This is a genomic window from Nocardia sp. 149-1B (genome assembly GCF_057747975.1).
In genome coordinates, this window is sequence record NZ_CM173233.1 from 2,893,497 (window position 1) to 2,917,081 (window position 23,585).

19 protein-coding genes and 1 tRNA gene are annotated in these 23,585 nt (G+C 71.6%); 4 read left to right on the top strand and 16 right to left on the bottom strand.

Annotated elements, in window-relative coordinates; genetic code table 11:
* Positions 1 to 2: 2 nt before the first annotated feature.
* Positions 3 to 635 carry a TetR/AcrR family transcriptional regulator gene (locus tag AC3ANS_RS13870; RefSeq protein ID WP_488292172.1) on the bottom strand — a complete coding sequence of 211 codons (633 nt, stop codon included), beginning with the start codon at positions 633 to 635 and terminating at the stop codon, positions 3 to 5.
* Between the two features lie 97 nt (positions 636 to 732).
* On the opposite strand from AC3ANS_RS13870, the gene AC3ANS_RS13875 reads away from it, so the two are divergent.
* On the top strand, positions 733 to 1,662 hold the full coding sequence (locus AC3ANS_RS13875) for an NADP-dependent oxidoreductase (RefSeq protein WP_488292173.1): 930 nt from the start codon (positions 733 to 735) through the stop codon (positions 1,660 to 1,662).
* Positions 1,663 to 1,710: 48 nt separating this feature from the next.
* Here AC3ANS_RS13875 and AC3ANS_RS13880 read toward each other — a convergent pair whose 3' ends face one another.
* From AC3ANS_RS13880 to AC3ANS_RS13935, 12 genes are all read right to left on the bottom strand, one after another.
* On the bottom strand, positions 1,711 to 2,187 hold the full coding sequence (locus AC3ANS_RS13880; protein ID WP_488292174.1) for a nitroreductase/quinone reductase family protein: 477 nt from the start codon (positions 2,185 to 2,187) through the stop codon (positions 1,711 to 1,713).
* A gap of 45 nt (positions 2,188 to 2,232) precedes the next feature.
* Positions 2,233 to 3,990, bottom strand: coding sequence for a glycerol-3-phosphate dehydrogenase/oxidase (locus AC3ANS_RS13885; RefSeq protein ID WP_488292175.1), 1,758 nt, complete (start codon positions 3,988 to 3,990; stop codon positions 2,233 to 2,235).
* Positions 3,945 to 5,456, bottom strand: coding sequence for a glycerol kinase GlpK (glpK, locus tag AC3ANS_RS13890; protein WP_488292176.1), 1,512 nt, complete (start codon positions 5,454 to 5,456; stop codon positions 3,945 to 3,947). Before glpK ends, AC3ANS_RS13885 begins: the two co-directional genes overlap by 46 nt.
* Complete coding sequence (locus tag AC3ANS_RS13895; protein WP_488292177.1) at positions 5,449 to 6,549, bottom strand: Gfo/Idh/MocA family protein; 1,101 nt, start codon at positions 6,547 to 6,549, stop codon at positions 5,449 to 5,451. Before AC3ANS_RS13895 ends, glpK begins: the two co-directional genes overlap by 8 nt.
* A gap of 23 nt (positions 6,550 to 6,572) precedes the next feature.
* Positions 6,573 to 7,481 (bottom strand): carbohydrate ABC transporter permease, encoded by a 909-nt coding sequence (locus AC3ANS_RS13900; RefSeq protein ID WP_488292178.1) that lies wholly within the window; start codon positions 7,479 to 7,481, stop codon positions 6,573 to 6,575.
* A complete protein-coding gene (locus tag AC3ANS_RS13905; protein WP_488292179.1) occupies positions 7,478 to 8,290 on the bottom strand; it encodes a carbohydrate ABC transporter permease in 813 nt (270 codons plus the stop codon). The genes AC3ANS_RS13900 and AC3ANS_RS13905 overlap by 4 nt, the downstream gene beginning before the upstream one ends.
* A gap of 140 nt (positions 8,291 to 8,430) precedes the next feature.
* On the bottom strand, positions 8,431 to 9,738 hold the full coding sequence (locus AC3ANS_RS13910; RefSeq protein ID WP_488292180.1) for an ABC transporter substrate-binding protein: 1,308 nt from the start codon (positions 9,736 to 9,738) through the stop codon (positions 8,431 to 8,433).
* A complete protein-coding gene (locus AC3ANS_RS13915) occupies positions 9,735 to 10,586 on the bottom strand; it encodes an IclR family transcriptional regulator (protein WP_488292181.1) in 852 nt (283 codons plus the stop codon). The genes AC3ANS_RS13910 and AC3ANS_RS13915 overlap by 4 nt, the downstream gene beginning before the upstream one ends.
* Positions 10,576 to 12,309: a dihydroxy-acid dehydratase gene (locus AC3ANS_RS13920; protein WP_488292182.1), complete on the bottom strand. Its 1,734-nt coding sequence runs from the start codon at positions 12,307 to 12,309 to the stop codon at positions 10,576 to 10,578. Before AC3ANS_RS13920 ends, AC3ANS_RS13915 begins: the two co-directional genes overlap by 11 nt.
* Positions 12,306 to 13,784, bottom strand: coding sequence for an NAD-dependent succinate-semialdehyde dehydrogenase (locus AC3ANS_RS13925; protein ID WP_488292183.1), 1,479 nt, complete (start codon positions 13,782 to 13,784; stop codon positions 12,306 to 12,308). Before AC3ANS_RS13925 ends, AC3ANS_RS13920 begins: the two co-directional genes overlap by 4 nt.
* 1 nt (position 13,785) lies before the next feature.
* Positions 13,786 to 15,663, bottom strand: coding sequence for a thiamine pyrophosphate-dependent enzyme (locus AC3ANS_RS13930; RefSeq protein WP_488292184.1), 1,878 nt, complete (start codon positions 15,661 to 15,663; stop codon positions 13,786 to 13,788).
* Positions 15,664 to 16,008: 345 nt separating this feature from the next.
* Positions 16,009 to 16,085, bottom strand: a tRNA-Ile gene (locus AC3ANS_RS13935).
* A gap of 106 nt (positions 16,086 to 16,191) precedes the next feature.
* Here AC3ANS_RS13935 and AC3ANS_RS13940 point away from each other — a divergent pair.
* From AC3ANS_RS13940 to AC3ANS_RS13950, 3 genes are all read left to right on the top strand, one after another.
* Entirely contained in the window at positions 16,192 to 18,315 is a 2,124-nt protein-coding gene (locus AC3ANS_RS13940; protein ID WP_488292185.1) for an acyltransferase family protein, read from the top strand.
* Positions 18,316 to 18,404: 89 nt separating this feature from the next.
* Positions 18,405 to 19,799 carry a pyridoxal phosphate-dependent decarboxylase family protein gene (locus AC3ANS_RS13945; RefSeq protein ID WP_488292186.1) on the top strand — a complete coding sequence of 465 codons (1,395 nt, stop codon included), beginning with the start codon at positions 18,405 to 18,407 and terminating at the stop codon, positions 19,797 to 19,799.
* Entirely contained in the window at positions 19,796 to 21,343 is a 1,548-nt protein-coding gene (locus tag AC3ANS_RS13950) for a xylulokinase (protein WP_488292187.1), read from the top strand. The genes AC3ANS_RS13945 and AC3ANS_RS13950 overlap by 4 nt, the downstream gene beginning before the upstream one ends.
* Before the next feature lie 2 nt (positions 21,344 to 21,345).
* Here the strand turns inward: AC3ANS_RS13950 and AC3ANS_RS13955 are convergent, their stop codons facing one another.
* The 3 genes from AC3ANS_RS13955 to AC3ANS_RS13965 are packed head-to-tail and all read right to left on the bottom strand — an operon-like array spanning position 21,346 to position 23,562.
* Positions 21,346 to 22,173 (bottom strand): DUF72 domain-containing protein, encoded by an 828-nt coding sequence (locus AC3ANS_RS13955; RefSeq protein ID WP_488292188.1) that lies wholly within the window; start codon positions 22,171 to 22,173, stop codon positions 21,346 to 21,348.
* A 7-nt stretch (positions 22,174 to 22,180) separates the two neighbouring features.
* Positions 22,181 to 22,549 (bottom strand): hypothetical protein, encoded by a 369-nt coding sequence (locus tag AC3ANS_RS13960; RefSeq protein WP_488292189.1) that lies wholly within the window; start codon positions 22,547 to 22,549, stop codon positions 22,181 to 22,183.
* The gene (locus AC3ANS_RS13965; protein WP_488292190.1) at positions 22,546 to 23,562 is read right to left on the bottom strand and encodes an aminoglycoside phosphotransferase family protein; all 1,017 of its coding nucleotides are present in this window, start codon (positions 23,560 to 23,562) and stop codon (positions 22,546 to 22,548) included. Before AC3ANS_RS13965 ends, AC3ANS_RS13960 begins: the two co-directional genes overlap by 4 nt.
* Positions 23,563 to 23,585 lie beyond the last annotated feature (23 nt).

Sequence of the window (23,585 nt, forward strand, 5' to 3'; positions counted from 1 at the left end):
CGTCAGTCGGCGGGCCCGGGTCGATCCTCGTGTGGGGCGAGGGTCGGTCCCGTGCCGGCCAGGCGCTGCGCGGCCTCGACCACGAAGGCTCTCCGGCGCGCCCGCTCGCCGGTCTCGTCGGCGTCTTCGCCCGTGAGCATCGCGGCGAGCTGTGGCACCGCGAACCACCAGGCCGCGAGCCCGATGATCATGAACATCAGGTGGCCGGCGTCGATGCCGGCGTCGATGACGCGGTCGCGCTGCGCCTGCTCCGTCGCCGCGACCTTGCGCCGGTAGTGGGCCAGGCGGCCCTGCTCGTTGACCGGCGGGGCCCCGCGCAACCCCTCCCACTGCAGCAGCCGGGCGAGCTCGGGATGCTCGCCGTAGTAGTCGAAGGTCCGGCCCGCGAACTCGCCGAGGTCCTCGAACCTGAGCCCCGAGGGGGCCACCGCCCGAGACAGCTCCTCGAGGGCCTCGGTGAGCACGGTGTCGAACAGCGCGTCCTTGTCCCCGAAGTAGGCGTAGAGGCGCTCCTTGTTGACCCCCGCCAGCGCGGCGATGCGCGTCACCGTCGTCCCGTCGATGCCGTGCGCCGCGAACTCCGCCGCCGCGGCTGCCAGCAGGCGCTGCTTGGTCTGGTCGACATCGCGGGCCACGAGGACAACCTAGCCAACGGTGACGTTGGTCCGGCTGCTACCTTCGAACCAACGCCAACGTTGGCGTTGGCATTGGTCGAGAGAGCGGGCACAGCGCATGAAGGTCATCGGGTTCGAGCAGTTCGGAGGGCCGCAGGTCCTCGGCGTCCACACCTCGCCGGATCCTCGTCCGGGACCCGGCGAGGTCCGCATCCGAGTCCGGGCGGCGGCGGTGAACCCGACCGACATCGCGTTCCGCGCCGGCCTGTTCGGCGTCGGCGACCTGCGCCCGCCGTACGTCCCCGGGATGGACGCCGCGGGCGAGGTCGACGTGGTGGGCGCCGACAGCCGCTGGGCCGTCGGTGATCGGGTGATGGCGATGGCGAGACCCATCTCCGCGCGAGGAGGTGCGTACGCCGAGTACCTCCTCGCCCCGGACGACACGCTCACCGAGATCCCCGAGGGAGTGTCGTTCGAGCAAGCCTCCACCCTGCCGATGAACGGCCTCACCGCCCTGCAGATCCTCGAGCTCGTCTCGTTGCGAGCCGGCCAGACTCTCGCCGTGACCGGGGCGGCTGGAGTGGTCGGCAACTACCTCGTCCAGCTCGCGAAGTCGCGCGGGCTGGTCGTGGTCGCCGATGCTGCGCCGCACGACGCTCCCCTGGTCAGGTCGTTGGGCCCCGACCATGTCGTCGCGCGCGGTGACGGCGTGGCGGACGAGATCCGCGCGGTCGTTCCGGGCGGCGTGGACGCTGTCGCCGACACGGCGCTGCTGCACGAGAAGGTCCTGCCGGCCCTCCAAGACGAGGGTGTCTTCGTCTCCTTGCGACGGTGGATCGGCGAGCCGGTTCGCGGCATCAGGTACGCCGCTGCCTGGGTCGACGACGAGTACCACGCGCACGCGAAGCTCGACGCGCTCGGGCACGCCGTCGCGGACGGCGTGCTGACCCCGCGGGCCACCGCGGTCCTCCAGCCCGAGGAGGCGCCGGAGGCGCATCGGCGCATGGAGCACGGCGGCTTCCGCGGCCGGTTCGTGCTGAGGTTCTGACCCCGCGCGACCGCCCTCCCGCAGGTCGGGAGCGATTCTCCGGCCGGGTCAGTCCTGGTGCTCAGCGACCTTCTCGAGCACCACGACGGCGGTCTCGCCCGGCCTGCGGGCGGCGTACGCGTCCAGGTTCTTGTCCAGCTCGGCCCACCGGGCCCAGAGCCGTTCGCGCTCTGCTCCCTCGGCCCGGTGCGCCCGGACCAGGTGGGTGCCGTCCTTGGTCTGCACCACCGCGTGCGGCTCCTCCTGGAGGTTCAGCCACCAGGCGGGCTCGGCCGCACCCCAGCCGTTCATCGCCATCGTCACGAGGTCGGGACCGTCCTCGAAGTAGCCGACCACGACCTGCCGCTCCTGGCCGGTGCGGCGACCGGTCGTGGTGAGCCGCAGCGCGCCCCAGCCGTCCTTCTTCGGCAGCCAGAGCCCGCGCCTGCCGTCGGTACGCCGCACCAGCGCCCGGTGGGCGTGCCAGAAGGTCCTCACGAACCACCGTGGCGGGAGCCAGGCCCGCCGGCCCCGGGTCTTCGACACGCCTCGAGCGTCCCGCTTCGGGAGTGCGACGGCCAGAGCCCAAGGTCACGAGCGCGCGAGCGCACCCCTGCCGCCGACGGCGCGCGCCAGGATTGCACTGGCCGCGGCGTCGTCCGAGGCCGCCTCGGCTTCGACCTCGGCATCCACGAGTGCGCGGTAGGCACCTACCTCGCGCGCGGCCGTCGCGTCGTCCCAGCCCAGCACCGGCGCGACGATCTCGGCGCAGCTCTGTGCTGCCCGTCGGCCGCGGTCACGCGTCTCGATCGCGATGTGGGTGCGGCGCACGAGGATGTCGTCGAGGTGGAGGGCGGCTTCCGCGGACGCGGCGTAGTGGATCTCGGCCGCGAGGTAGCCCTCTGCTCCGGGGACCGGCTCGGCGAGTCTCGGGTCGACGCGCACGAGGTCGAGCAGCTGGCTCGTCAGGGTCCCGTAGCGGTGGAGGAGCCGCTCGAGGCGGTCCACGGACAACCCGCTGGCGGCGGCGTGCCGTCGGCGGCTGTTCCACGCGGCGTCGTAGCCCTCGGCGCCGAGCAGCGAGATCCGCTCCGTGCAGGACGCCGGAACCGTCGCGGCCCGCTCGGCCAGGGCCGCGTCGACCGCGTCGCGGGCCATCACCCGGTACGTCGTGTACTTCCCGCCCGCGACGACCGTCAGGCCCGGAACGGGCGATGCCACCGCGTGCTCGCGGGAGAGCTGCGTGGTCTCGTCCGTGTCCCCGGCGAGCAGGGGCCTCAGCCCGGCGTAGACGCCGACGACGTCAGCCCTCGAGAGGGGCACCCGCAGGAGCCGGTTGGCGCAGTCGAGGAGGTAGTCGATGTCGCGCCCGGTGGCGACCGCCCTCCAGCCCTCGACCTGCCACGGGGTGTCCGTCGTGCCGACCAGCCAGTGCTCGTACCAGGGGATGATGAACAAGACGCTCTTCTCGGTGCGGCTGATCATGCCGACCGTCGCCTCGATGCGGTCACGCGGCACGACCAGGTGCACACCCTTGGAGGCGCGGACGGAGAACGGTGCTGGCCGGCCGGCGCCGGCCAAGGTCTCACCGGTCCACGCTCCGGTGGCGTTGATGACGTGCCGGGCCCGCGCTGCGTGACGCTCGCCGGACTCCTCGTCGCGGATCCAGGCGCCGACGACCCGGCCGTCCTCCTCGATGAGCTCCTGCGAGCGCGCACTGCTGAGGCACACGGCGCCGTAGCGCGCGGCGGTCCGGGCGAGGAAGAGCGTGTAGCGGGCGTCGTCGACCTGCCCGTCGAAGTAGCGCACCGCGCCGACGAGAGTCTCCGGACGTAGGCCCGGGAACTGCCGGAGCGCGTGTCGCTTGCCCAGGTGGCGGTGGCCCGGCACGCCGTGGCGGCCGCCGAGCGTGTCGTAGAGCAGAACGCCGGTGCCGACGTAGAGACGCTCCCAGCCGTGGTGCGTCAGGGGGTAGAGGAACGGCACCGGGCGTGCCAGGTGCGGGGCGAGCGAGCCCAGGATGAGGGAGCGCTCGCGCAGGGCCTCGCGGACCAGCCCGACGTCGAGCTGCTCGAGGTACCGCAGCCCTCCGTGGATGAGCTTGCTCGACCGGCTCGAGGTGCCACTGCCGAAGTCGCCGGCCTCCACCAGCCCGACGCGCAGCCCGCGGGTGGCGGCGTCCAGCGCGACGCCGCAGCCCACCACGCCGCCGCCGACGACCAGGACGTCGAGCTCCGCCGTCCTCAAGGCCGCGAACGCCTCCTGGCGCTCACGCGGCCCCCACGCTCCGGCATCCTCGTGACTCACGCTGACTCCCACCCCAGGGTGCGGTCCACCGCACGTCCCCATTCCTCACGCGCCGAGCTGCGCCGCCCGGCGCTCCATCGCGGCTCCCACCGCGTCTCGGAGCGCTCCGAGCGACGAAGCTCGTCGAACGACGTCCAGAACCCCACTGCCATGCCCGCGGCGTACGCCGCCCCCAGGGCTGTCGTCTCGGTGATCGCGGGCCGCACGACCGGCACGCCGAGCACGTCGGCCTGGATCTGCATGCACAGATCGTTCGTGGTGACGCCACCGTCGACCTTCAGCACGTCGAGCACGACGCCCGAGTCCAGCTCCATCGCCGCGATCACGTCCTGGGTCTGGTGGGCGATCGCCTCCAGGGTCGCCCGAGCCAGATGCTCCTTCGAGCTGTGCCGCGTGAGCCCGACCACGACGCCGCGGGCATCCGCGCGCCAGTGGGGTGCGAACAGGCCGGAGAAGGCCGGCACGAAGTAGACGCCACCGTTGTCGTCCACCTCCCGCGCGAGCGCCTCGACATCGGCGGCGTCGCGGATCACGCCCAGCTGGTCGCGCAGCCACTGCACCGCCGATCCCGTCGCCGCGATCGACCCCTCCAACGCATAGGCCGGCGGCTCGTCACCGAACTGGTACGCGACGGTCGAGAGCAAGCCATGGCGGGAGCGGACGAGCTCGGCGCCGGTGTTGAGCAGCAGGAAGCTCCCCGTCCCGTACGTGTTCTTGGCATCGCCAGGCTGCAGGCAGAGGTGGCCGACGGCGGCGGCGTGCTGGTCGCCCAGCATCGCGGCGACCGGGACGTGGCCACCCAGGGGTCCACCGACGGCCGTCTGGGCGTAGCCGCCCCGGACCGAGGACGGCCTGATCACCGGCAGCATCCGCGGCGGAACCCCGAAGTGCTCGAGCAGCTCGTCGTCCCAGGCGAGCCGCTCGAGGTCCATGAACATGGTCCTGCTGGCATTCGTCACGTCGGTGACGTGGATGCCACCGTCGACTCCCCCGGTGAGGTGCCAGGCCAACCAGCTGTCCATCGTCCCGAAGACGGCCTCGCCGGCTTCGGCCGCCTCGAGCAGCCCGGGCACACGGTTCAGTAGCCACTGCAGCTTCGTGCCCGAGAAGTACGCCGCAGGCGGGAGGCCGCTCCGATGCCGCAGCAGATCCCTCTGCGCGGGCGACAGGGCCGCGACCGCGTCCGCCGTGCGCGTGTCCTGCCAGACGATCGCGTTGGCCCAGGGCTCACCCGTGCGCGGGTTCCACACCACCGTCGTCTCACGCTGGTTGGCGACCCCCACCGCGGCGAGGTCGCGACCGGTGAGACCGGCGCGGCGGAGAGCCTCCTCGACCACGCTCACGGTGTTGTGCCAGATCTCGACCGGATCGTGCTCCAACCAGCCGGGGTGGGCCATGAGCTGGCGGTGCTCCAGCTGCGCGGTCGACACCACGTGACCGTCGTGGGCGAAGACCAGGAACCGCGTGCTCGTCGTGCCCTGGTCCAAGGCGCCGACGAAGTCAGCCACGCGTCACCCGCTGCCCGGGCCCCGGCACGGCGCCGGTGCTCATGGTCTGGGGAGCCACGGGAGCACCGACGCGAGCGGACTCCTGGGCCGCGAGGGCGAAGGCGAGCACCTCGCACCCCTGCTCCCCCGTCAGCGCCGGCGCCGAGCCGTCGAGGAGCGCGTCGATGAAGTGCCGGCCCGAGTCGAGGAAGCTCACGTCCCACCCGGTCTGCATGTCGCTGAAGCCGCGGGTCTCGCCGTCCCGGTAGAGAACCACCGGGGGTACGTCGAGCATGCTCCCGTGGCCTCGCGTCACCCAGATCACGCCGCGCGTGCCCGTGATCTCGACGCGGTCGTCCTGGGCGTACTGCTGGGTCTGCAGTCGGAGCTGGGGTGAGTGCACGGCCTCGAGCGAGCCCACGGCACCACCCGGGTGGCGCCAGGAGACGATCGACGGCGAGTCCAGGCCCGTCTCGGGCGAGTACCCGATGAAGGCGTTCACCTGCTCGGCTAAGCCCAGGAAGTGCCAGGCGATGGCGAACTTGTGGTGCCCGTCGTCGAAGACGAGCGGCCCGCCGCCGCACTTGTCCGGGTCGACCCGCCAGGCGGCGGCAGCGGCCGGCACGCTCCACTCCGTCGGGCTCCAGCCGGCGTTGGACTTGATGCGGATGCTCAGCACGTCACCGATCTCGCCGTTGTCGACGAACTCCTTGGCGCGCACGACCGGCGGGTAGAAGACGAAGTTCTCGAAGACCTTGAACACGACGTCGCGCTCAGCCCCGCGCACCACCATCGCCCGGGCCTCGTCGAGCGAGAGCGCCATCGGCTTCTGCAGGGAGACGTGCTTGCCGGCGTCCATCGCGTCGAGGGTGATCGCCGAGTGCAGGTGGTGGGGCACGAGGATCTCGACCGCGTCGACGTCCGCGCGAGCGAGCAGGTCGCGATAGTCCTCGTGGCGGGCCGACGCCGGCACGCCCCAGGCCTCCCCGCGCGCGTCGCGGTTGTCGGCGTCAGGGTCGGCGACCGCGACGATCGTCGCCTGGGGGTGGGCGAGGTAGGCGTTGGCGTGCAGGTCCGAGATGCGGCCGCAGCCGATGATCCCTACGCGGATCATGTGGTTCTCCTAGGTGGTGGGGTTCAGCCCTTGACCGCGCCGGTCGTCAGACCCGCGATGAAGTGCTTCTGGAAGAGGATGAAGACGGCGATCGTCGGCACGCTCGCGATCACGGAGAGGGCGGCCTGGGTGCCGTAGGCGACGGAGAACTGGCCCTGCTGGGCGAGGATCCCGACCATGATCGTCTTGCGCTCGTCGGTGAGCGTGAAGATCAGCGGATAGAGGAAGTCGTTCCAGATGAACGTGAACTGCAGGGTCGCCAGCGCCGCGAGAGCCGGGCGTGCCATGGGGGCGATGATCGAGACCAGGATGCGGGGTTCGCTGGCTCCGTCGACCAGTCCCGACTCCCGCAGCTCGTCCGGGACGGCGCGGAAGAAGTTGCGCATCACCAACGTGCACAGCGACACGCCGTAGCCGCTGTGCACGATGATCATCGGCCAGAGGGTGTCGTAGAGCCCGTTGAGGTTGAAGAACTTGAAGAGCGGGATCAGCAGGATCTGCGGCGGCACGAACAGGCCCGCCACGAAGACCAGGGTGATCGCCGCCGAGCCGCGCGGGCGCAGCTGACCGACGACGTAGCCGACCAGCGTGCCGAGCAACACCGAGACGATCGTCGCCGGGACGGTCACCAGGATCGAGTTGAGGAGATAGGCGCGCGCATTGCCCGCGCCCCACGCCTCCGCGTAGTTGCCGGTGGTTCCATCGCCGCCGAGTGTCCACAGCCCGTGGGCCGACACGTCGCCGTTGGTCCGGAACGAGGTGATCAGCACCCCGACGACAGGAATGAGGAAGACGACCGCGACGACCAGGGCGAGCATCAACGTGGCGACCCGGGTGCCCCGGCCGTGCCGGTCGAGGGGCGACCCGGTGTCGGCCGGGGCCGAGCCCGAGACCGTGCCGGACGACCCGGCGGCGGTGGCTGTGATGCTCATCGTGCACCTTCCCCTCTGTTGGACCAGGCCATGAAGAGGCCGACTGCGACGAGCGTGATGAGGAAGAGCACGACCGAGACCGCGCTTGAGTAGCCGAAGTCGTGGGCGCCCGTGAAGCCGGTGCGGTAGACGAAGTACGCGAGTGTCTCGGTCTCCTTGAACGGGCCGGCATCGGTCATGACCTTGACGATGTCGAAGTTCTTCAGCGCGTTGGCCATCGACAGGGAGACGACGACGGTGAACGCCGGGTTCAGGGACGGCAGCGTCACGTGCCAGAACCGCTGCCAGGCGCCCGCGCCGTCCAGGTGGGCAGCCTCCACGAGCTCCGCCGGGACAGCCGTCAAGCCGGCCAGGAAGATGACCATCGCGAGAGACACCTGCTGCCAGCACCAGGTCACCATGACGGCCCACAGGGCGGTCTGCGGGTCGGCGAGCCAGTCGTGCTGCCACGACGCGAGCCCGACGTTGCGGAGGACGATGTTGAGAAGACCGTCATCACCCCGGTAGATCCACTGCCAGGCTTGACCGATGACGACGAGCGACAGCGCGATCGGCAGGAAGAACAGCGACTTCACCAGCCGCTGCAGGTGTCTGATGGTGTTGAGCAGGACGGCGAGTGCGAGTCCGGCCGTGGTCGGCACCACGACGGCCACTCCCGTCCACAGGGCGGTGTTCCAGAAGGCGTGCCAGAAGGCGGGGTCGGAGGCCATCGTGCGGTAGTGCTGCAGGCCCACCCACTCAGCGGTGCCACCGACAGCGTGCCAGTCGGTGAAGCTGTAGTAGAAGGAGTAGAGGGCTGGGCCGATCACCGCCACGCCGTAGGCGAGGACGGGAAAGACGAGGAACGCGACAGACCAACGTGTGGCTCGGGGCGGCATGACGCCTCCGTTCTGGCATGGAAGGGCACGTCGGGACGGCGATGCCACCGCCGTCCCGACGTGGGATGGGCTCACTGACCGAAGACGCCCTTTGCCACGGTCTGCATCGCGTCGAGGTCCTCGTCGAGCGTGGACGGGTCGTCGACGAACTTCTGGATCGAGTCCAGGCCGGGATCAGACATCTCCGGGCTGGTCGCCAGGTCGTAGTTGAAGTTGAAGGTGTCCGCGTCCTGCACGAGCCGTGCGGCGGTCTGCATCACTTCGTTCTGCGAGCTGAGGTCGGCGTCCTGGTTGGGCGCGAGAGCGCCCTCGGAGAGCGCCATCGCCTGCTGGGCCTCGGGGCCCGCGAGGCACCCGATCAGCTTCTCCGCGCCGGACTTGTTGCCGGCGGCAGCCGAGATGGCGATGCCGTCGATCGGGCCGAGCGCCGCCTGCGGGACGCCCGCGGTCACCTCGGGGAACGGGAAGAGGTCGTAGCCGGTCTTGGCCGGGAACTTGTTGCTGTCCCAGTAGCCGGTGGTCCAGGTTCCGTTGAGGGTCATCGCGGCCGTGCCGTTGGCCACGAGGTCGGCGGCCTGGTTGGCGTCGATGCCGTTGGGGCTGTCGTTGAAGTAGCCCTTGTCGAAGAGCTCCTTGTACATCGAGAACGCGGTCTTGACCTCGGGGTCGGTGTAGCTCGCATCCCCCGCCATCAGCTTCGCGCGGTAGTCCGCCCCGGCCGTGCGCAGGAGCAGGTAGTCGAACCAGAACTGCGCGGGCCAGCGGTCCTTCGACCCCAGGGCGAACGGCGTGACGCCGTCGGCCTTCAGCTTCGCGGCAGCGTCCATCAGCTCGTCCCAGGTCTTCGGCATCGTGGTGATGCCGGCCTTCTTCATGACGTCGACGTTGTAGAAGAGCCCGACGTAGTGGTAGGCGAACGGAAGCAGGAACTTGTGGCCGTCGTACACCGAGGCGTTGTCGGAGATCGACGTCGGGATCGAGTCGTCGATCTTGTCCGCGGCCCACACGTCGTCGAGCTGGGCGAGCGAACCCTGGTCGACGAGGTACTGGGTCTTGGCGCCGGCCCAGTAGGAGAACGTGTCGGGCGGGTTGCCGCCGGCGAGCTGGACGAGGATCTGGTCCTTGAACGCCTCCTGGTCGGTCGGAGCGTTCTTGATCGTCAGGCCGGTCTGCTTCTCACAGGTCGGCACGATCGTCTTGAACGCCGTCGCACCGAAGGTGTCGCTGAAGTAGTGCTCGATGCTCACCGAGCTGGGGGCGTCGGCGCCACCGTCGGAGGAGCCACCGCCCCCGCAGGCGGCCAAGGTGCCGAGCCCTAGCACGGCTGAGGCGCCGAGCGCGGTCACCCGCGCCACTCGCGTAAACTTGTGCTGCATCATTCGTGATCCTCCATGGATGTTGTCGGGTGGACACCGAACCTGGCGGGGACGTGTCCACCCGTTTCCTGTGTGATCCGCACCGCTGCGGTGCGCACCTGTTGTCCGAGATCGTCGACCCGCGACAGGCTCACCCGTGCCGCAGGACCGGAGAGCCCGATGCTCGCCACCGGGACTCCGTAGACGTCGAAGATCGGGGCGGCGACGCAGCGGACGTCGAGGTTGAGCTCCTCGTCGTCGACGGCGTACCCGCGCTCCCTCACCTTCGCCAGATCGGACTCCAGCGCCTCCATCGAGGTCAGCGTCCGAATCGTGTAGCTCCTCAGCGGCAGCTGCACCATCGCCTGGAGCTCCGCCCCGGACGCCATGCAGTAGATCGCCTTGCCGGTCGCGGTGGCGTGGATGACCGGCTGCGCACCGATCTCGGTCTCGACCGTGACGATGCCGCCGCCCTGTCGCTCCTGAGCGATGTAGACCGCTCCGCCCTTGGTCCGCCTGGCCAGGTGGACCGCCTCGCCCGTCTGGCGGGAGAGCTCGCGCATGATCTGCGGGGCGACGCCGACGACGTCGAGGTTGCGCAGCAGCGAGCTGGCGAGCGCAACGAGCTGCACCGAGGCGCGGTAGCCGCGGGTTCCCTCGTCCTGCTCGACGTAGCCCCGCTCCTCGAGCACCCGCAGGAGCCGATGCACGTTGCCCTTGTCCTGGCCGACGGCGCGCGCGACAGCGGTGACCCCCATGCCGTCGGGCGTGGCCGCCAGGGCCTCGAGGATGTCGAGGCCGGAGGCGAGCGCCCCGGCTGCCCTCGCCCTCGTCGGCTCGTCGGAGTCGTGCCGCGTCGAATCAGCCATCATGATCGTGTCCCCTTCTCCAGGCGGTTCCCTCGGCAGGTGCCAGGGTGTCCAAGTCGGCGCCCTGCGACGCCTGGAGTACATGATCGGCGTGGATGCGGCGCCAGCCTCGGGCGGCACGCAGAGGTGGCGTCCACGCGGCGCGGCGGCGCTCGAGCTCGTCGTCGGCGACGAGGAGGGTCAGCACACCGCTCGGGGCGTCGAGGCGGATCCGGTCCCCGTCGCGGACCAGGGCGAGCGGTCCGCCGACAGCGGCCTCGGGCGAGACGTGCAGCACGACGGTGCCGTACGACGTGCCGCTCATCCGTGCGTCGGAGATGCGGACCATGTCGCGCACACCCTGCTCGGCCAGCCGCTTGGGCACCGGGAACGAGCCCGCCTCCGGCATCCCGGACCCGACCGGCCCGGCGTTGCGCAGCACCAGGACCGTGTCGGGCCCGATCTCGATCTCCGGGTCGTCGATCCGCGCAGCGACATCGTCGGCAGACTCGAAGACGACCGCGGGACCCTCGTGCACCGTCAGCTCCGGGGTCGCCGCCGACAGCTTGATCACCGCTCCGTCCGGGGCCAGGTTGCCGCGCAGCACGGCCAACGCGCGCTCAGGTCCCAGGGGGTCGCTCAGCGGCCGGATCGTCGTCTGCCACGGCTCGGGAGCCGCGACGCCGCTGAGCCGTTCGGCAAGGGTTCCGCCCTCCACCATCGGCGCGGAGACATCGAGCAACGGCTCGAGCGTCTTCATCAGGACCGGCACGCCGCCGGCACGGTGCATGTCCTCCAGGTAGCCGACTCCCGACGGCTTGCAGTCCACGAGCAGGGGGACCCTGCGAGCGATCGCGTCGATGTCGTCGAGGGTGAGGTGCACTCCGGCGCGACGGGCGATCGCCAGCAGGTGGATGATCGCGTTGGTCGAGCCCCCGATCGCCATCAACACCGTGACGGCGTTGCGGAAGCTGCCGCTGCTGAGCAGGGTGGACGGCCGTCGGCCGGCGAGAGCCGCCGCGACCGCGATCCGGCCCGAGTGGGAGCCGACCCTGAGCCGGTCACCGGTCGCGGCCGGAGCCGTCGCCGAACCCGCCGGGCTGAGCCCGAGCGCCTCGGAGACGCAGGCCATCGTCGACGCCGTTCCCATCACCATGCAGGTTCCACCGGTGGTGGCGAGCGCGCCCTGGACGTCGACGATCTCGGCCTGGTCGAGCTCGCCGGCGCGATGGCGGCTCCACATACCGCGACAGTCGGTGCACGCCCCGAGCCGCTGACCGCGCCACGAGCTGGTCAACATCGGCCCGGCCACCACCTCGACCGCCGGGACGTCGGCGGAGACGGCAGCCATCAGCTGAGCAGGCACGGTCTTGTCGCAGCCGCCGAGGAGCACGACCGCGTCCATCGGCTGGGCGAGGATCATCTCCTCGGTCTCCATGGCCATGAGGTTGCGGAAGAGCATCGAGGTCGGCGAGAGCAGGATCTCGGGCAGCGAGATCGTCGGGAACACGAACGGCAGGCCGCCCGCCTCCAGCACCCCGCGCTTGACCGCTTCCACCAGCTGCGGCATCTCCCGGTGACAGGTCGTGTAGTCACTGCTGGTGTTCGCGATGCCGACGACGGGCCGGTCCAGGTCCTCGGTGTCGAATCCCGCCGAGGACAGGAACGCGCGCCGGAGGAAGCGGCTGAAGCCCAGGTCGCCGTACGACGTCAGTGAGCCGTCGACGCCGGGCAGCTCGTGCTTCATGCCCGCTCCCCCAGCCGCATGCTGACGTACTTGGTGACGGTGTAGCTCTCGATGCCTTCGCTCCCGCCCTCGCGGCCGTGGCCGGAGAACTTGACGCCGCCGAACGGTGCCTCCGCGGTGGCGATGGTGAGGTGGTTGACGCCCACCATGCCGACCTCGAGCTCCTCGGAGGCACGGAACGCGGTGGTGAGGTCGTTGGTGAAGACGAAGCCGCCGAGGCCGTACGGCGTCGAGTTCGCCAAGGCGATGGCCTCGTCGAACCCGGCGAAGGTCGTGATCGGCGCGATCGGACCGAACGGCTCCTCCTGCATCACCCGCATGTCGGCCGTGACGTCGGCCAGCACGGTCGGGGCGAAGAAGTAACCGACCTGCCAGTCCTGCGGGGCACTCCCGCCCACGAGCAGGCGCGCGCCCTGATCGACCGCGTCGTCGACCAGGGACTGCACGGCGGCCCGGCGGCCGTCGGTGGTCAGGGGCCCCACGTCGCTGGCCGGATCGAACCCGTCGCCGACGCGAAGTGCCTGGGTCGCCTCGACGAACGCCGTGGTGAACTCCTCAGCGATCGCCTCGTGCACCAGGAAGCGACTGGCCGCGATGCAGACCTGGCCGCCGTTGCGGAACTTGCCCTGCGCACACAGCCGCGCGGTCGCGCGCACGTCGACGTCGGGGAACACCAGCACGGGTGCGTGACCGCCGAGCTCCATCGAGGTGGCCTTCATCCCCCGGGCGGCCTGCGTCGCCAGGGTCTTGCCCACCGGCACGGAGCCGGTCAGCGTGACCTTGCGGATCACGTCGGAGGCGATGAGGTGCGCGGAGACGTGGGCCGGATCGCCGGTGACGACGTTGAGCACCCCCGGCACCAGGCCGACACGCTCGGCCACCTCGGCGAACAGGAGCGTGCTGAACGGTGCCTCGATCGGTGCCATCACCACCACGGAGCAGCCGGCCGCCAGGGCCGGAGCGATCTTGCGGGCGGTCAGCAGCGAGGGGAAGTTCCAGGCGGCGAACGCCGCGACCGGGCCCACGGGCTCGCGGCGTACGAGGATCCGCGCGCCGACGTCATGGCCGTCGACGGTGCGTCCGTAGATGCGGCGCGCCTCGTCGGCGTACCAGTCGAACTGGTCGGCGGAGGCAAGCACCTCACCGCGGGCCTGGGCCACCGGCTTGCCCTGCTCGAGCGTCATCACGTGCGCGAACCGGTCGGCCTCGTCACGGATGGCGGCCGCGAACCGGCGCAGGATGTCGGACCGCTCCCAGGCCGACGTACGCCGCCACCGCTGGAACCCGGAGGCGGCGGCCTCGAGAGCCGCGTCGAGATCGGCGTCGGTGGCGAGCGGGACCGACGCGAAGTCCTCCTGCGTCGCGGGGTTCTCGACCGGCGCCGTCCGGCCGTCCGCGGCCGGACGCCAGGTGCCGTCGATGTAGAGCGCCTGCTGCGGCAGGAGGTCGCGTGCCTCGATCGCGATGGTGGTCATCTCAGAGTCCGATCTCGTGACGGGTGCGCTGCGTGGCGTCCACCCAGGGGCCGACGTTCCACCTGCCGTAGGACGGCAGGCCACCGGCGGGCGCGTCCCCGAAGTAGACGGGGACGTGGATGAGGGACAGGCCCGGGTGGGCCCGCGCGGTCTCGAGCGCCGCCCGCAGCGACTCCCGGTCATAGCCGCCGTGCATCGCGCTGACGCCCTCGACCGATCGCGCCCAGGCGACGTAGTCGACGGGCACGGCGTCGGACGTCGCGTGGTCATGTCCGTACTGCTCGATCTGCAGGCTGGAGATGGCGCCCATCCGGCGGTTGTCGAGGACGACCACGCAGCCGCGGGCGCCGTGGGCGACCCCGTCGATCAGGACCTGGGGGTTCATCGTGAAGGAGCCGTCGCCCGTCACAGCGACGCCGTACCAGTCCTCGTCGCTGACCGCGGTCGCCAGGACGGCGCTCGTCGCGAAGCCCATGTAGCTCGCTCCGGCCTCCGTGAAGGACTGGCCCGGCTCCTCCTGCGCGGACATCTGGAAAGCGACGGCCTGCACGTCGCCGGCATCGAAGAAGGTCACGGCCTGGCGCTCGGCCGCCCACTCCGCGATCGCATCGACCGCGGCGAGCTGGGTCAGCACCTCCCGACCCCACGTCTCGTCGAAGACGGACGGCGTCTCGAGACGCTCCGCCTTCACCTGCTCCCAGCGCTGCCGCGCGTCCTGGCACTCCGCGAGCCAGTCGGACGGTCGGGCTCGCTCCCGGCCCAGGGCCTGCAGCGCGTCCAACACCTTCTGGAGCGTCGCCCTCGCGTCGCCGACGAGTGCGGTCGTGCGGTTGTAGTGGGTCGCCGCGTCCAGGTCGGCGTTGATGTTGACCACGTGCTCGACTCGCGGGTAGCCGGTGCGCGAGCTGTCGGCCTGGCAGACCGACCGGGTGCCGACCGCGAGCAGCAGGTCGGCGTTCTCCATGGCGAAGTTCCCGCTCAGTGAGCCCTTGGAACCCCCGACCATCATCTGGCGGGGGTGGCTGGCCGCAACGACCCCCAGGCTGACCGGCGACATCACGAAGACACCGTCGACGAGGTCCGCGATGGCCTCGAGCTCCTGACGGCACTCGAGCGCACCGCCGCCGACCTTGATGACGACACGCTCGGCGTCCAGGAGGCGGCGCGCGATCCCACCGTAGTCACCGGCGGCGGCGCCCAGCCGGGGCGGGGTCCCGCTCGGGAGCTCAGCCAGGTTGAAGCGCGAGATGACCTGGGGCTGCGTGTTGAGCGGCAGGAGCAGGTAGAAGGGCGACTGACGGTAGGGGTGGTCCACCGCGTTGAGCCCACGGCGGAGCGCCGTGGGCAGGGCGGCGGGCGTGTGGAGGGAGTAGGCCGGGCCCATCGTGGACGCCAGTCGGAGGAACAGCCCCTGCTCGGGTCGCGGGATCTGCTGCATGTTGGGGCCCTCGTCCTCGGTGGTCTCGTCCCCGTAGAGGTGCCACACGCCGATGCCGTCGCTGCTCGCCGCCAACGAGCCCGCCATGGCCTGCAGCGCGCCCGGACCGATCGACGTCACGACGGCCGCCTTCTCACCGGTGACCCAGCGCAGCGCGGTCGCCGTGTGCGCCGCCTCGACCTCGTTCCGCACCGCGTAGGTCTTCACGACGCCGGCGTCCTCGTAGACGCGCAACGCCTCCCCGATCTCGGTGGACCCGTGCCCGAGCACCACGACGTAGCGGTGGACGCCCTGCCGGAGAAGTCCCAGGATCACGGCCTCGGAGAGGGCGAGGTCGATGCACGTCGGCAGGTCGCCGCGCTCCAGGGCGAGCTCGATGCCGCCGGCCGCGCTGATGGCGCGGGCCCGCGCGGTCCGGTCCGTGATCGAGTCCAAAGACATGGAGGTGCTGATTCCTTTGCACGAGTCGAGGGTGTGGCTCGCGACGGAAAGTAGTGGGGCTGTAGCCAGATAAGCAACCACGTTGTCCACGATGTGGAGGAATCTTCAAGGAATCGTTGTCCATCTCGCAACGCTCCGCCTGAATGCCCCCCCATTGGGGCGGAAACGATGCACTGAGTGACGTGCGGAAGCCTCCGTCCGGGCGCGCGGTTCCCGACGGGATCGATGACAACTGTGTTGTCATCGATAACGAGGCGTCAGCACCGGCAGAAGCCGCGAGGCGTGGGTGGGACGCGTCGGATCCGCAGTCGGCGCAGGTGACCTGCGTCGTCTCCGCGCTGAGGCTGGTGGGGCGGGTGGGGCTCGAACCCACGACCCAAGGATTATGAGTCCTCTGCTCTGACCGACTGAGCTACCGCCCCGCGTTCGTGCCGGGCCGACCCTATCGGTCGCGCCGGAGGAGGCCGAGGCCCGTCCGGCCGGACCGGTTAGGCTGCTCGCCGGATCCGCGGAGAGAGGGCTGGGCAGGTGGGAACTCCCCGCGAGCGCACGTCGGGCGCGGCCCGGACGAGCGGGACGGGCGGGACGGGGTCTCGCGAGCAGCGGGCCGACATCCAGGGGCTGCGCGCCCTCGCGGTCGGGCTCGTGCTCGGCTACCACCTTTGGCCGAACCGGCTCGGCGGCGGGTTCGTGGGCGTCGACGTGTTCTTCGTGATCTCCGGCTTCCTCATCGGGGGCCACCTCCTGGCCGAGCTGGAGGAGACCGGCCGGATCCGGATGGGACGGTTCTGGCTGCGGCGGGCCCGGCGGCTGCTGCCCGCCTCCCTGCTGGTGCTGGCGGTCGTGACCGTCGCGGTGTTCACCGTGGTCCCGCTCAGCCTGCGCGAGGACTTCCTCCACCAGGTCGCCGGCTCGGCGCTCTACGTCCAGAACTGGGTCCTCGCCGACCAGGCCGTCGACTACCTGGCCATCGGCGACGCGGCCGCACCCGTCCAGCACTACTGGAGCCTCGCCGTCGAGGAGCAGCTGTACGTCGCCCTGCCGGTCGTGCTGGCCGCGACCGCCCTGCTCACCCGCGGGCGTGGCCGCCGCTGGTGGCCCGCGGCCCTGATGTGCGTGGTCGCGGCGGCGAGCCTCGCCTGGTCGGCGATCAGCACCGGCACCGACCCCGGGATCGCCTACTTCTCCACGCTGACCCGCGCCTGGGAGTTCCTCGCCGGGTCGCTGCTCGCGGCCGCCCGGCTCCGGCTCGGCCCACGGACCCGAGTGGTCGCCGGCGCCGTCGGCCTCGCGGCCGTCATCGCCGCCGCGCTCACGATCGACGGCGGCACGACCTTCCCCGGCACGGTCGCGCTGGTGCCCGTGCTCGGCGCGGCCCTGGTCATCGCCGCCGACGGGACGGGTCCGCTCGCCTGGGCGAGCCGGTGGCGACCGGTCACCTGGCTCGGTGACACGTCGTACGCCGTCTACCTGTGGCACTGGCCGCTGATCGTGCTGCTCCCCTACGTGACCGACGCCCCGCTGTCGACCGCGGACAAGCTGGCGATCGTGGCGGCCACGCTGGTCGTGGCCACCCTCTCGACGTACCTCGTCGAGCTCCCGGTCCGCTCCTCGCCCCGCCTCCGCACCGGGACACCCGGCCGGCTCGTGCTCGCCGGCCTGGCCGTCACGACGGTCGTGGTCGCGGTGAGCGCGACCGTCGGCGCCGACTCCGCGGTGCAGCAGCAGCGTGACCAGCTGGTCGCGGCGCGCGCCCAGCTCCTCGCGGCCGACCTCCACTGCATCGGCGCGGGGGCCATGCACCCCCCGACGTCGGGCTGCCCGGACCTCGGCGACGTCCTCATCCCGCCGCCCTCGAGCGCGTCGATCGACGACGAGAACCGCAACGACTGCTGGGCGTCGTTCGGGGTCTCGGACCTGCACCTGTGCGCGTTCGGGCCCGACGACCCCGACGCCCCGCGGGTGCTCGCGGTCGGCGACTCCCACAACAACGTCTACCTGCCCGCCTACGAGGCGCTCGCCGACCAGCTCGGCTGGCGGGTCGAGGTCGCGGGGCGGGCCGGCTGCTCCTGGAGCGCGCGCCCCCAGCGCGGCCAGACCGAGACGTTCGCCGCCGAGTGCAACCGGTGGAAGCAGGCGCTGGCCGACCACCTCGCCGCGAGCCCGGCGTACGACCTGATCATCACCACCGCCGACCAGGGGGGCTACCTCGCGGAGCCCGCCGACGGGCAGAACGCCCGCCGGACCACCGTCGCCGGCCTGCACGACGCCTGGGCCTCGCAGATCGCCCGCGGGAGCCTGGTCGTCGCGATGCGCGACTACCCCATCGCGATCCCGGACGTCGTCCAGTGCGTCGAGCTGCACGAGTCCGACGCCGCGACCCGCTGCAGCCAGCCGCGCGACGACTCCTTCGACCACTTCGACGCCCTCAGCAGGGCCGTCCGCGAGACCCCCGGTTCGGCGCTCCTCGACCTGCGCGACCTCATGTGCACCGCCCGCACCTGCCCACCGGTCATCGGGCACGTTGTCGTCTACCGCAACCGTGAGCACCTCACGGCGTCGTTCGTGCACACCCTGACGCCGTTCCTGGTCGAGCGCCTGCCCCGGGCGCAGCGGCAGGCCCGGGCGTCGCTGAGCCACGCGACGAGCTAGCAGGACCGACGACGGAGGGGCGCTCTCACCGCTACGATCCGCGCGGAGGGGCCCGGCCGCGCCACGCGGGGGAACCGGACCGCATGCCCATGAGCGACTTCCCGTACGCCGAGCGCTTCCCCGTCCACCGGACGCTCCCCGAGCAGGGCCGACCGCGCGAGGAGATCCTCGCCGAGCTGCACACGATGGCCGCGGAGGAGGACGCCGTCTGGGAGAGCGGCAAGTGCTCGGGGACGATGTACTGCGGCGACCACGACCACTACGGGTTCCTCACCGAGTCGTTCGGGCTGTTCGCGCACGTCAACGCCCTGCAGCGCGACATGTGCCCGAGCGCGACGAAGTTCGAGGGCGAGATCATCGCGATGGCCCTCGACCTGATGCACGCGGACGCGGTGCAGGACACGACGCCGGCCGGCATGATCACCAGTGGCGGCACCGGGAGCATCCTGCACGCCGTGCTGGCCTACCGCGAGCACGCCGCCCAGCACCGGGGCATCGCGCGCCCCAACTTCGTCAAGCCCGAGACCGGGCACCCCGCGTTCGACAAGGCCTGCCACCTGCTCGGGGTCGAGCTGCGCACCGCACCGGTCGACCCGGCCACGACCGTCGTCGACCCCGCGGAGGTCGCCGCCCTCGTGGACGAGAACACGATCGCGATCCTCGGATCGGCCTGCAACTACGGCTACGGCACCATCGACCCGATCGCCGAGCTCGGGCAGGTCGCGCTCGAGCACGGCACCGGCCTGCACGTCGACGGGTGCCTGGGCGGATTCATCCTGCCGTTCGGCGAGCAGCTCGGGTACGACGTGCCGCCGTTCGACTTCCGGGTGCCGGGGGTCACCAGCATCTCCGCCGACACCCACAAGTACGGCTACGCGTTCAAGGGCACGTCCACGCTGCTGTTCCGGGACAAGGCCTACCGCAACGCGCAGTACTTCCAGCTCGCGGGGTGGAGCGGCGGCAAGTACATGTCGCCGGGCATCGACGGCTCCCGCTCCGGCGGGCTGCTGGCGGCCACCTGGGCCTCGATGGTGAGCCACGGGCGGTCGGGCTACCTGCTGCACGCCCGCGAGATCTTCGAGACGGCCGAGACGATGAAGACGGCGGTGCGGAGCCATTCCGAGCTGCGGATCCTCGGCAGCCCGACGTTCTGCTTCAGCTTCACCTCCGACGAGTTCGACATCTACCACGTCAACGACGCCCTGCGAGAGCGCGGCTGGCGGCTCAACGGCCAGCAGTACCCCAATGCGATCCACCTGGCCGTCACCCGGCCCCAGACGCAGCCAGGGGTCGCCGAGGCGTGGGCGGCAGACCTCGCCGAAGCCGTCGACCACGCGCGCCGGCAGCACGCCGCCGGGGTCGAGGCGTTCACGAGCGCGCTCTACGGCGGAGTCGCCGGGGGGCTCACCGACGAGGTCGAGGAGTTCATCGCCGCGGTGATGAGCGACATGCTCGACACCCAGCAGAGCGTCCCGCCGGCATGAGCGGCCGCCGGCTGGTGCTCGCCGTCGACCTCGGCACCAGCGGGGTCAAGGTCGGCCTGGTCACCAGCCTCGGCGAGATCGTGCGGTGGGAGCAGCACCCCCTGACGACGGAGTACGCCGAGCACGGCGCGGCCACCCAGGACCCCGAGGTCTGGTGGCACCTGATCGTCGAGTCGACCCACCGGGTGGTCGCGTCGGCCGGAGCGGACGCCGCGGACGTGGTCGCGGTCGGGGTGACCGGCCAGTGGGGCAGCACGGTGCCGGCCGACGCGGCCGGCCGCGCGGTCGGGCCGTGCCTGCTGTGGACCGACACCCAGGGCGCGCCGCACTCCAAGGCACTGGTCGGCGGGCGCATCCAGGGCTACCGCGCCCGGCCGCTCGCGACGTGGATCCGGCGTACCGGCGGCGTGCCGTCGACCTCGGGCGCCGACCCGCTCGGCCACATCCTGCACCTCGAGCGCGACTGCCCCGAGGTGGCCCGGCAGGCCCGGTGGTACCTCGAGCCCGTCGACCACCTCGCGATGCGGTTCACCGGGGTCGCCGCGGCCTCCCCCATGTCGATGACCGCGGCCTGGCTCACCGACAACCGCCACCCCGACGTCGTGGCCTACGACGACGTGCTCGTCACGCGGGCGGGTGTGCCGGGCGACAAGCTCCCCCCGCTCCAGGCCTCGGGATCGGTCGTCGGGACCGTGCGACCGGAGGTGGCGGCCCAGCTCGGCATCTCCCCCACCGCCCGGGTGATAACCGGGCTTCCCGACCTGCACGCCGCGGCCGTGGGGTCCGGGAGCCTCGGGCTCCACGAGGCGCACGTGTCGATCGGCACCTCGGGTTGGATCACCTGCCCGCTGGACAAGAAGAAGACGGACCTGCTGCGGCAGTGCGCGACCGTCCCGGGCATCGGGCCCCACCCCTACCTGCTCGGCGACAACCAGGACAGCGCCGGCCGGTGCCTGCAGTGGTACCGCGGCACGCTCGCCGAGCGGGACCGCACGGCGCCGTCGTACGACGACATCACCGACCTGGCAGCGACGGCGAGCCCGGGCGCGGGCGGGGTCGTGTTCACCCCCTGGCTGACCGGCGAGCGCAGCCCGGTCGACGACCGGGCCGCGCGCGCGGGCTTCCACAACATCGGGGTCGCCACCACGGGCGCCGAGCTCGCGCGCGCCGTGCTCGAGGGCGTCGCGCTCAACACCCGCTGGCTGCTCGACGCGGCCGACCGCTTCACCGGGCGGCGACTGGAGCCGCTACGGATCATCGGCGGTGGTGCCCAGTCCGACCTGTGGTGCCAGATCGTCGCCGACGTGTGCGACCGGGTGGTCGAGCGCGCGGCCGAGCCGCTGCTCACCGGACTGCGCGGGGTCGGGCTCGCTGCCGGGGTGGCGCTCGCCGACATCGGGTACGCCGATGTGCGCGCGCTGGTGCCGGTGGACCGCACGTTCGAGCCGGCGGCCGCGCACCGCGAGGTCTACGACCGGGTGTTCGCGGAGTTCCCGCGGCTGCACCACGCGCAGAAGGGGATCTTCGCCCGGCTGAACGGCTGACGTCAGCCCTCGAGGCGCTCGATCAACCGCAGGGCGTCGTGGGGCGCGAAGCCCTTGGCGTCGTTGTCGAAGTACACGACGACCTGCTCGGCCTCCCCGGCCCACCCCCGGCACTTCTCGGCCCACCGGTCGAGCGCGGCGTCGCCGTACCCGCTGGTGTAGAGCTCCTGGTCTCCGTGCAGCCGGACGTAGACCAGGTCGGAGGTCACCGCTTCGGCCATCGGGAACCGGCCGGCGGTGTCGGCGACGACGCAGGCGATGTCGTGCTCGCGCATCAGCGCGAACGCCTCGTCGGTGCAGAACGACGGGCTGCGGAACTCCAGCGCGTGCCGGACCCGGCGCGACGCGAGCCCCCGTGGTGCGGTGGTCAGCGCCCGCTCGTCGGGGACCTTCGCGTCGTGGCGGCGGGCGAGCGCGGCCAGCTCCCCCATCGTCCGCGGCAGCTGCTCGAAGAACGCAGCGAGCAGACCCGCGTCGTACTCCAGCCGCTCGGGCAGCTGCCACAGGATCGGGCCGAGCTTGGGTCCCAGCGCCAGCAGGCCGGAGGCGAAGAAGTTGGCCAGCGGCGCCTCGACGTCGCGCAGCCGCTTCATGTGCGTCACGAACCGGCCGCCCTTGACGGCGAACACGAAGTCGTCGGGCGTCTGGTCGCGCCAGGAGGCGTACGACGTGGGCCGCTGCAGGCTGTAGAAGGACCCGTTGATCTCCACCGAGCCCATCCGCTCCGCGGCGTAGGCGAGCTCCTTCCTCTGGGTCAGCCCCTGCGGGTAGAAGTCGCCGCGCCAACCGGCATAGGTCCAGCCGGAGATGCCGACGCGGATCTCGCCCATCGCCGGCTCAGCTGTCGCGCGCGGAGTCGATCGTGAGGGCGAGCGCGTTGAGGCCGGCCCAGCCGAGCGTGATGGCCAGGACCTTGCGGCGTACGTCCGGGTCGTCGGTGCGCGCCGACAGCAGGGCGCCGTCGCCGAGGTCCATCGCGATCCGCAGCATCATCGCGGTGCGCACCGTCCGGGGCGAACGGCCGAACATCCCGAACCCACCGATCGCGAGGTCGCGCACGCCGTACGTCCGCGCGAGCAGCTCCAGGCCGCCGCGGTCCTGGCGGTTCGCCTGCAGCGCCTGCCAGAGGTGGGCGGGCCGGGCGAGGGCGTAGCCGGCGTACGAGGTCGTGGCGGCCGACATCAGGCGGCTCAACGGATAGGTCATGGCGACGACGTACCCGCGAACGGTGACGCCATGAGCAGCGAGCCGAGCCAGTACGCCGCGGAGTCGCCCCACTCGGCGAGCTCCGCGTCGTTCATCGAGGCGGTGCAACGGATCCACGCCTCGGTGCGGGCCAGCCGGGCCAGCTGGAGGGCTGCGGGCAGTGCGGCACGGAGCTCGCTCATCGGGGCGTACTCGCTCCACACCTCCAGCGCGGCGTCGGCGACGCGGGCCAGCCGCGGGTCGTCAGGCGGGAGCTCCATCCGGTGGGCCAGCACGTTCAGTGGCACCAGCAGCGCCGCCAGCGGCTCGGTGATCATGGCGTCCGCGAAGTCGAAGAACCGCAGCTCGCCACCGACATCGAAGACGTTGTGGCCGTGCTGGTCGTTGTGGCACAAGGTGAGGGGCAGCCTGAGCGCCGACACCTGGGCGGCCCACTCGGCCACCTGGGGCAGGGCGGCGCGGACCCCGGCCTGCCGGTCCTGCGGCATCGCCCGCGGGTCGCCCTCGGGCAGTGCGGCGAAGGCGTCGAGCTGCTCCTCGACGTAACCCACGCCGTCGCTCGGCGCGAGCGTGGTCAGGCCGGCGCCGACGAGCCGTTCGACGTACCTCGCCACCTCGAGCTGCAGGTGGGCGCCGCCGGCGACCACCCGGCACCAGAGGTCGATGTCGTCGCTCGCCCCCACCGGCGCGCCCAGGTCCGGGGTCAGGAACAGCCCACGGGCCGTGTCGGCGGCGGTCAGGGGGACGACGTGGCGCGCGGCGAGGTCGTTGAGCGCGACGACCAGGGCGGCCTCGTAGGACTGGGTCGAGCAGTTCTGCTTGGCGTAGAAGACGCCACTGGTGGTCTCGACACGCCACACCGTCGCCCAGGGGCGCAGCTTCACCGGCTCGAGCGAGGCCAGCTCACCGACGGCCGAGGACACCCAGTCGCTCAGCTCGGCCCGGAACCGCTCCCCCGCCCAGCGCTCGCTGGTCGACGGCAGCCGCAGCGCGATGTCGGCGTACTGCTTCATGCTGGCACCCTGTCACGCCGACG

What these genes read in the sequence shown, in the direction of transcription:
- AC3ANS_RS13895 (WP_488292177.1), bottom strand. Translation starts at nt 6,549, where the DNA reads ATGATCCGCGTAGGGATCATCGGCTGCGGCCGCATCTCGGACCTGCAC.
- AC3ANS_RS13930 (WP_488292184.1), bottom strand. Translation starts at nt 15,663, where the DNA reads ATGTCTTTGGACTCGATCACGGACCGGACCGCGCGGGCCCGCGCCATC.
- AC3ANS_RS13885 (WP_488292175.1), bottom strand. Translation starts at nt 3,990, where the DNA reads ATGGGGACGTGCGGTGGACCGCACCCTGGGGTGGGAGTCAGCGTGAGT.
- AC3ANS_RS13900 (WP_488292178.1), bottom strand. Translation starts at nt 7,481, where the DNA reads ATGAGCATCACAGCCACCGCCGCCGGGTCGTCCGGCACGGTCTCGGGC.
- AC3ANS_RS13960 (WP_488292189.1), bottom strand. Translation starts at nt 22,549, where the DNA reads ATGACCTATCCGTTGAGCCGCCTGATGTCGGCCGCCACGACCTCGTAC.
- AC3ANS_RS13925 (WP_488292183.1), bottom strand. Translation starts at nt 13,784, where the DNA reads ATGACCACCATCGCGATCGAGGCACGCGACCTCCTGCCGCAGCAGGCG.
- AC3ANS_RS13910 (WP_488292180.1), bottom strand. Translation starts at nt 9,738, where the DNA reads ATGATGCAGCACAAGTTTACGCGAGTGGCGCGGGTGACCGCGCTCGGC.
- AC3ANS_RS13945 (WP_488292186.1), top strand. Translation starts at nt 18,405, where the DNA reads ATGAGCGACTTCCCGTACGCCGAGCGCTTCCCCGTCCACCGGACGCTC.
- AC3ANS_RS13965 (WP_488292190.1), bottom strand. Translation starts at nt 23,562, where the DNA reads ATGAAGCAGTACGCCGACATCGCGCTGCGGCTGCCGTCGACCAGCGAG.
- AC3ANS_RS13950 (WP_488292187.1), top strand. Translation starts at nt 19,796, where the DNA reads ATGAGCGGCCGCCGGCTGGTGCTCGCCGTCGACCTCGGCACCAGCGGG.
- AC3ANS_RS13915 (WP_488292181.1), bottom strand. Translation starts at nt 10,586, where the DNA reads ATGATGGCTGATTCGACGCGGCACGACTCCGACGAGCCGACGAGGGCG.
- AC3ANS_RS13875 (WP_488292173.1), top strand. Translation starts at nt 733, where the DNA reads ATGAAGGTCATCGGGTTCGAGCAGTTCGGAGGGCCGCAGGTCCTCGGC.
- AC3ANS_RS13955 (WP_488292188.1), bottom strand. Translation starts at nt 22,173, where the DNA reads ATGGGCGAGATCCGCGTCGGCATCTCCGGCTGGACCTATGCCGGTTGG.
- AC3ANS_RS13920 (WP_488292182.1), bottom strand. Translation starts at nt 12,309, where the DNA reads ATGAAGCACGAGCTGCCCGGCGTCGACGGCTCACTGACGTCGTACGGC.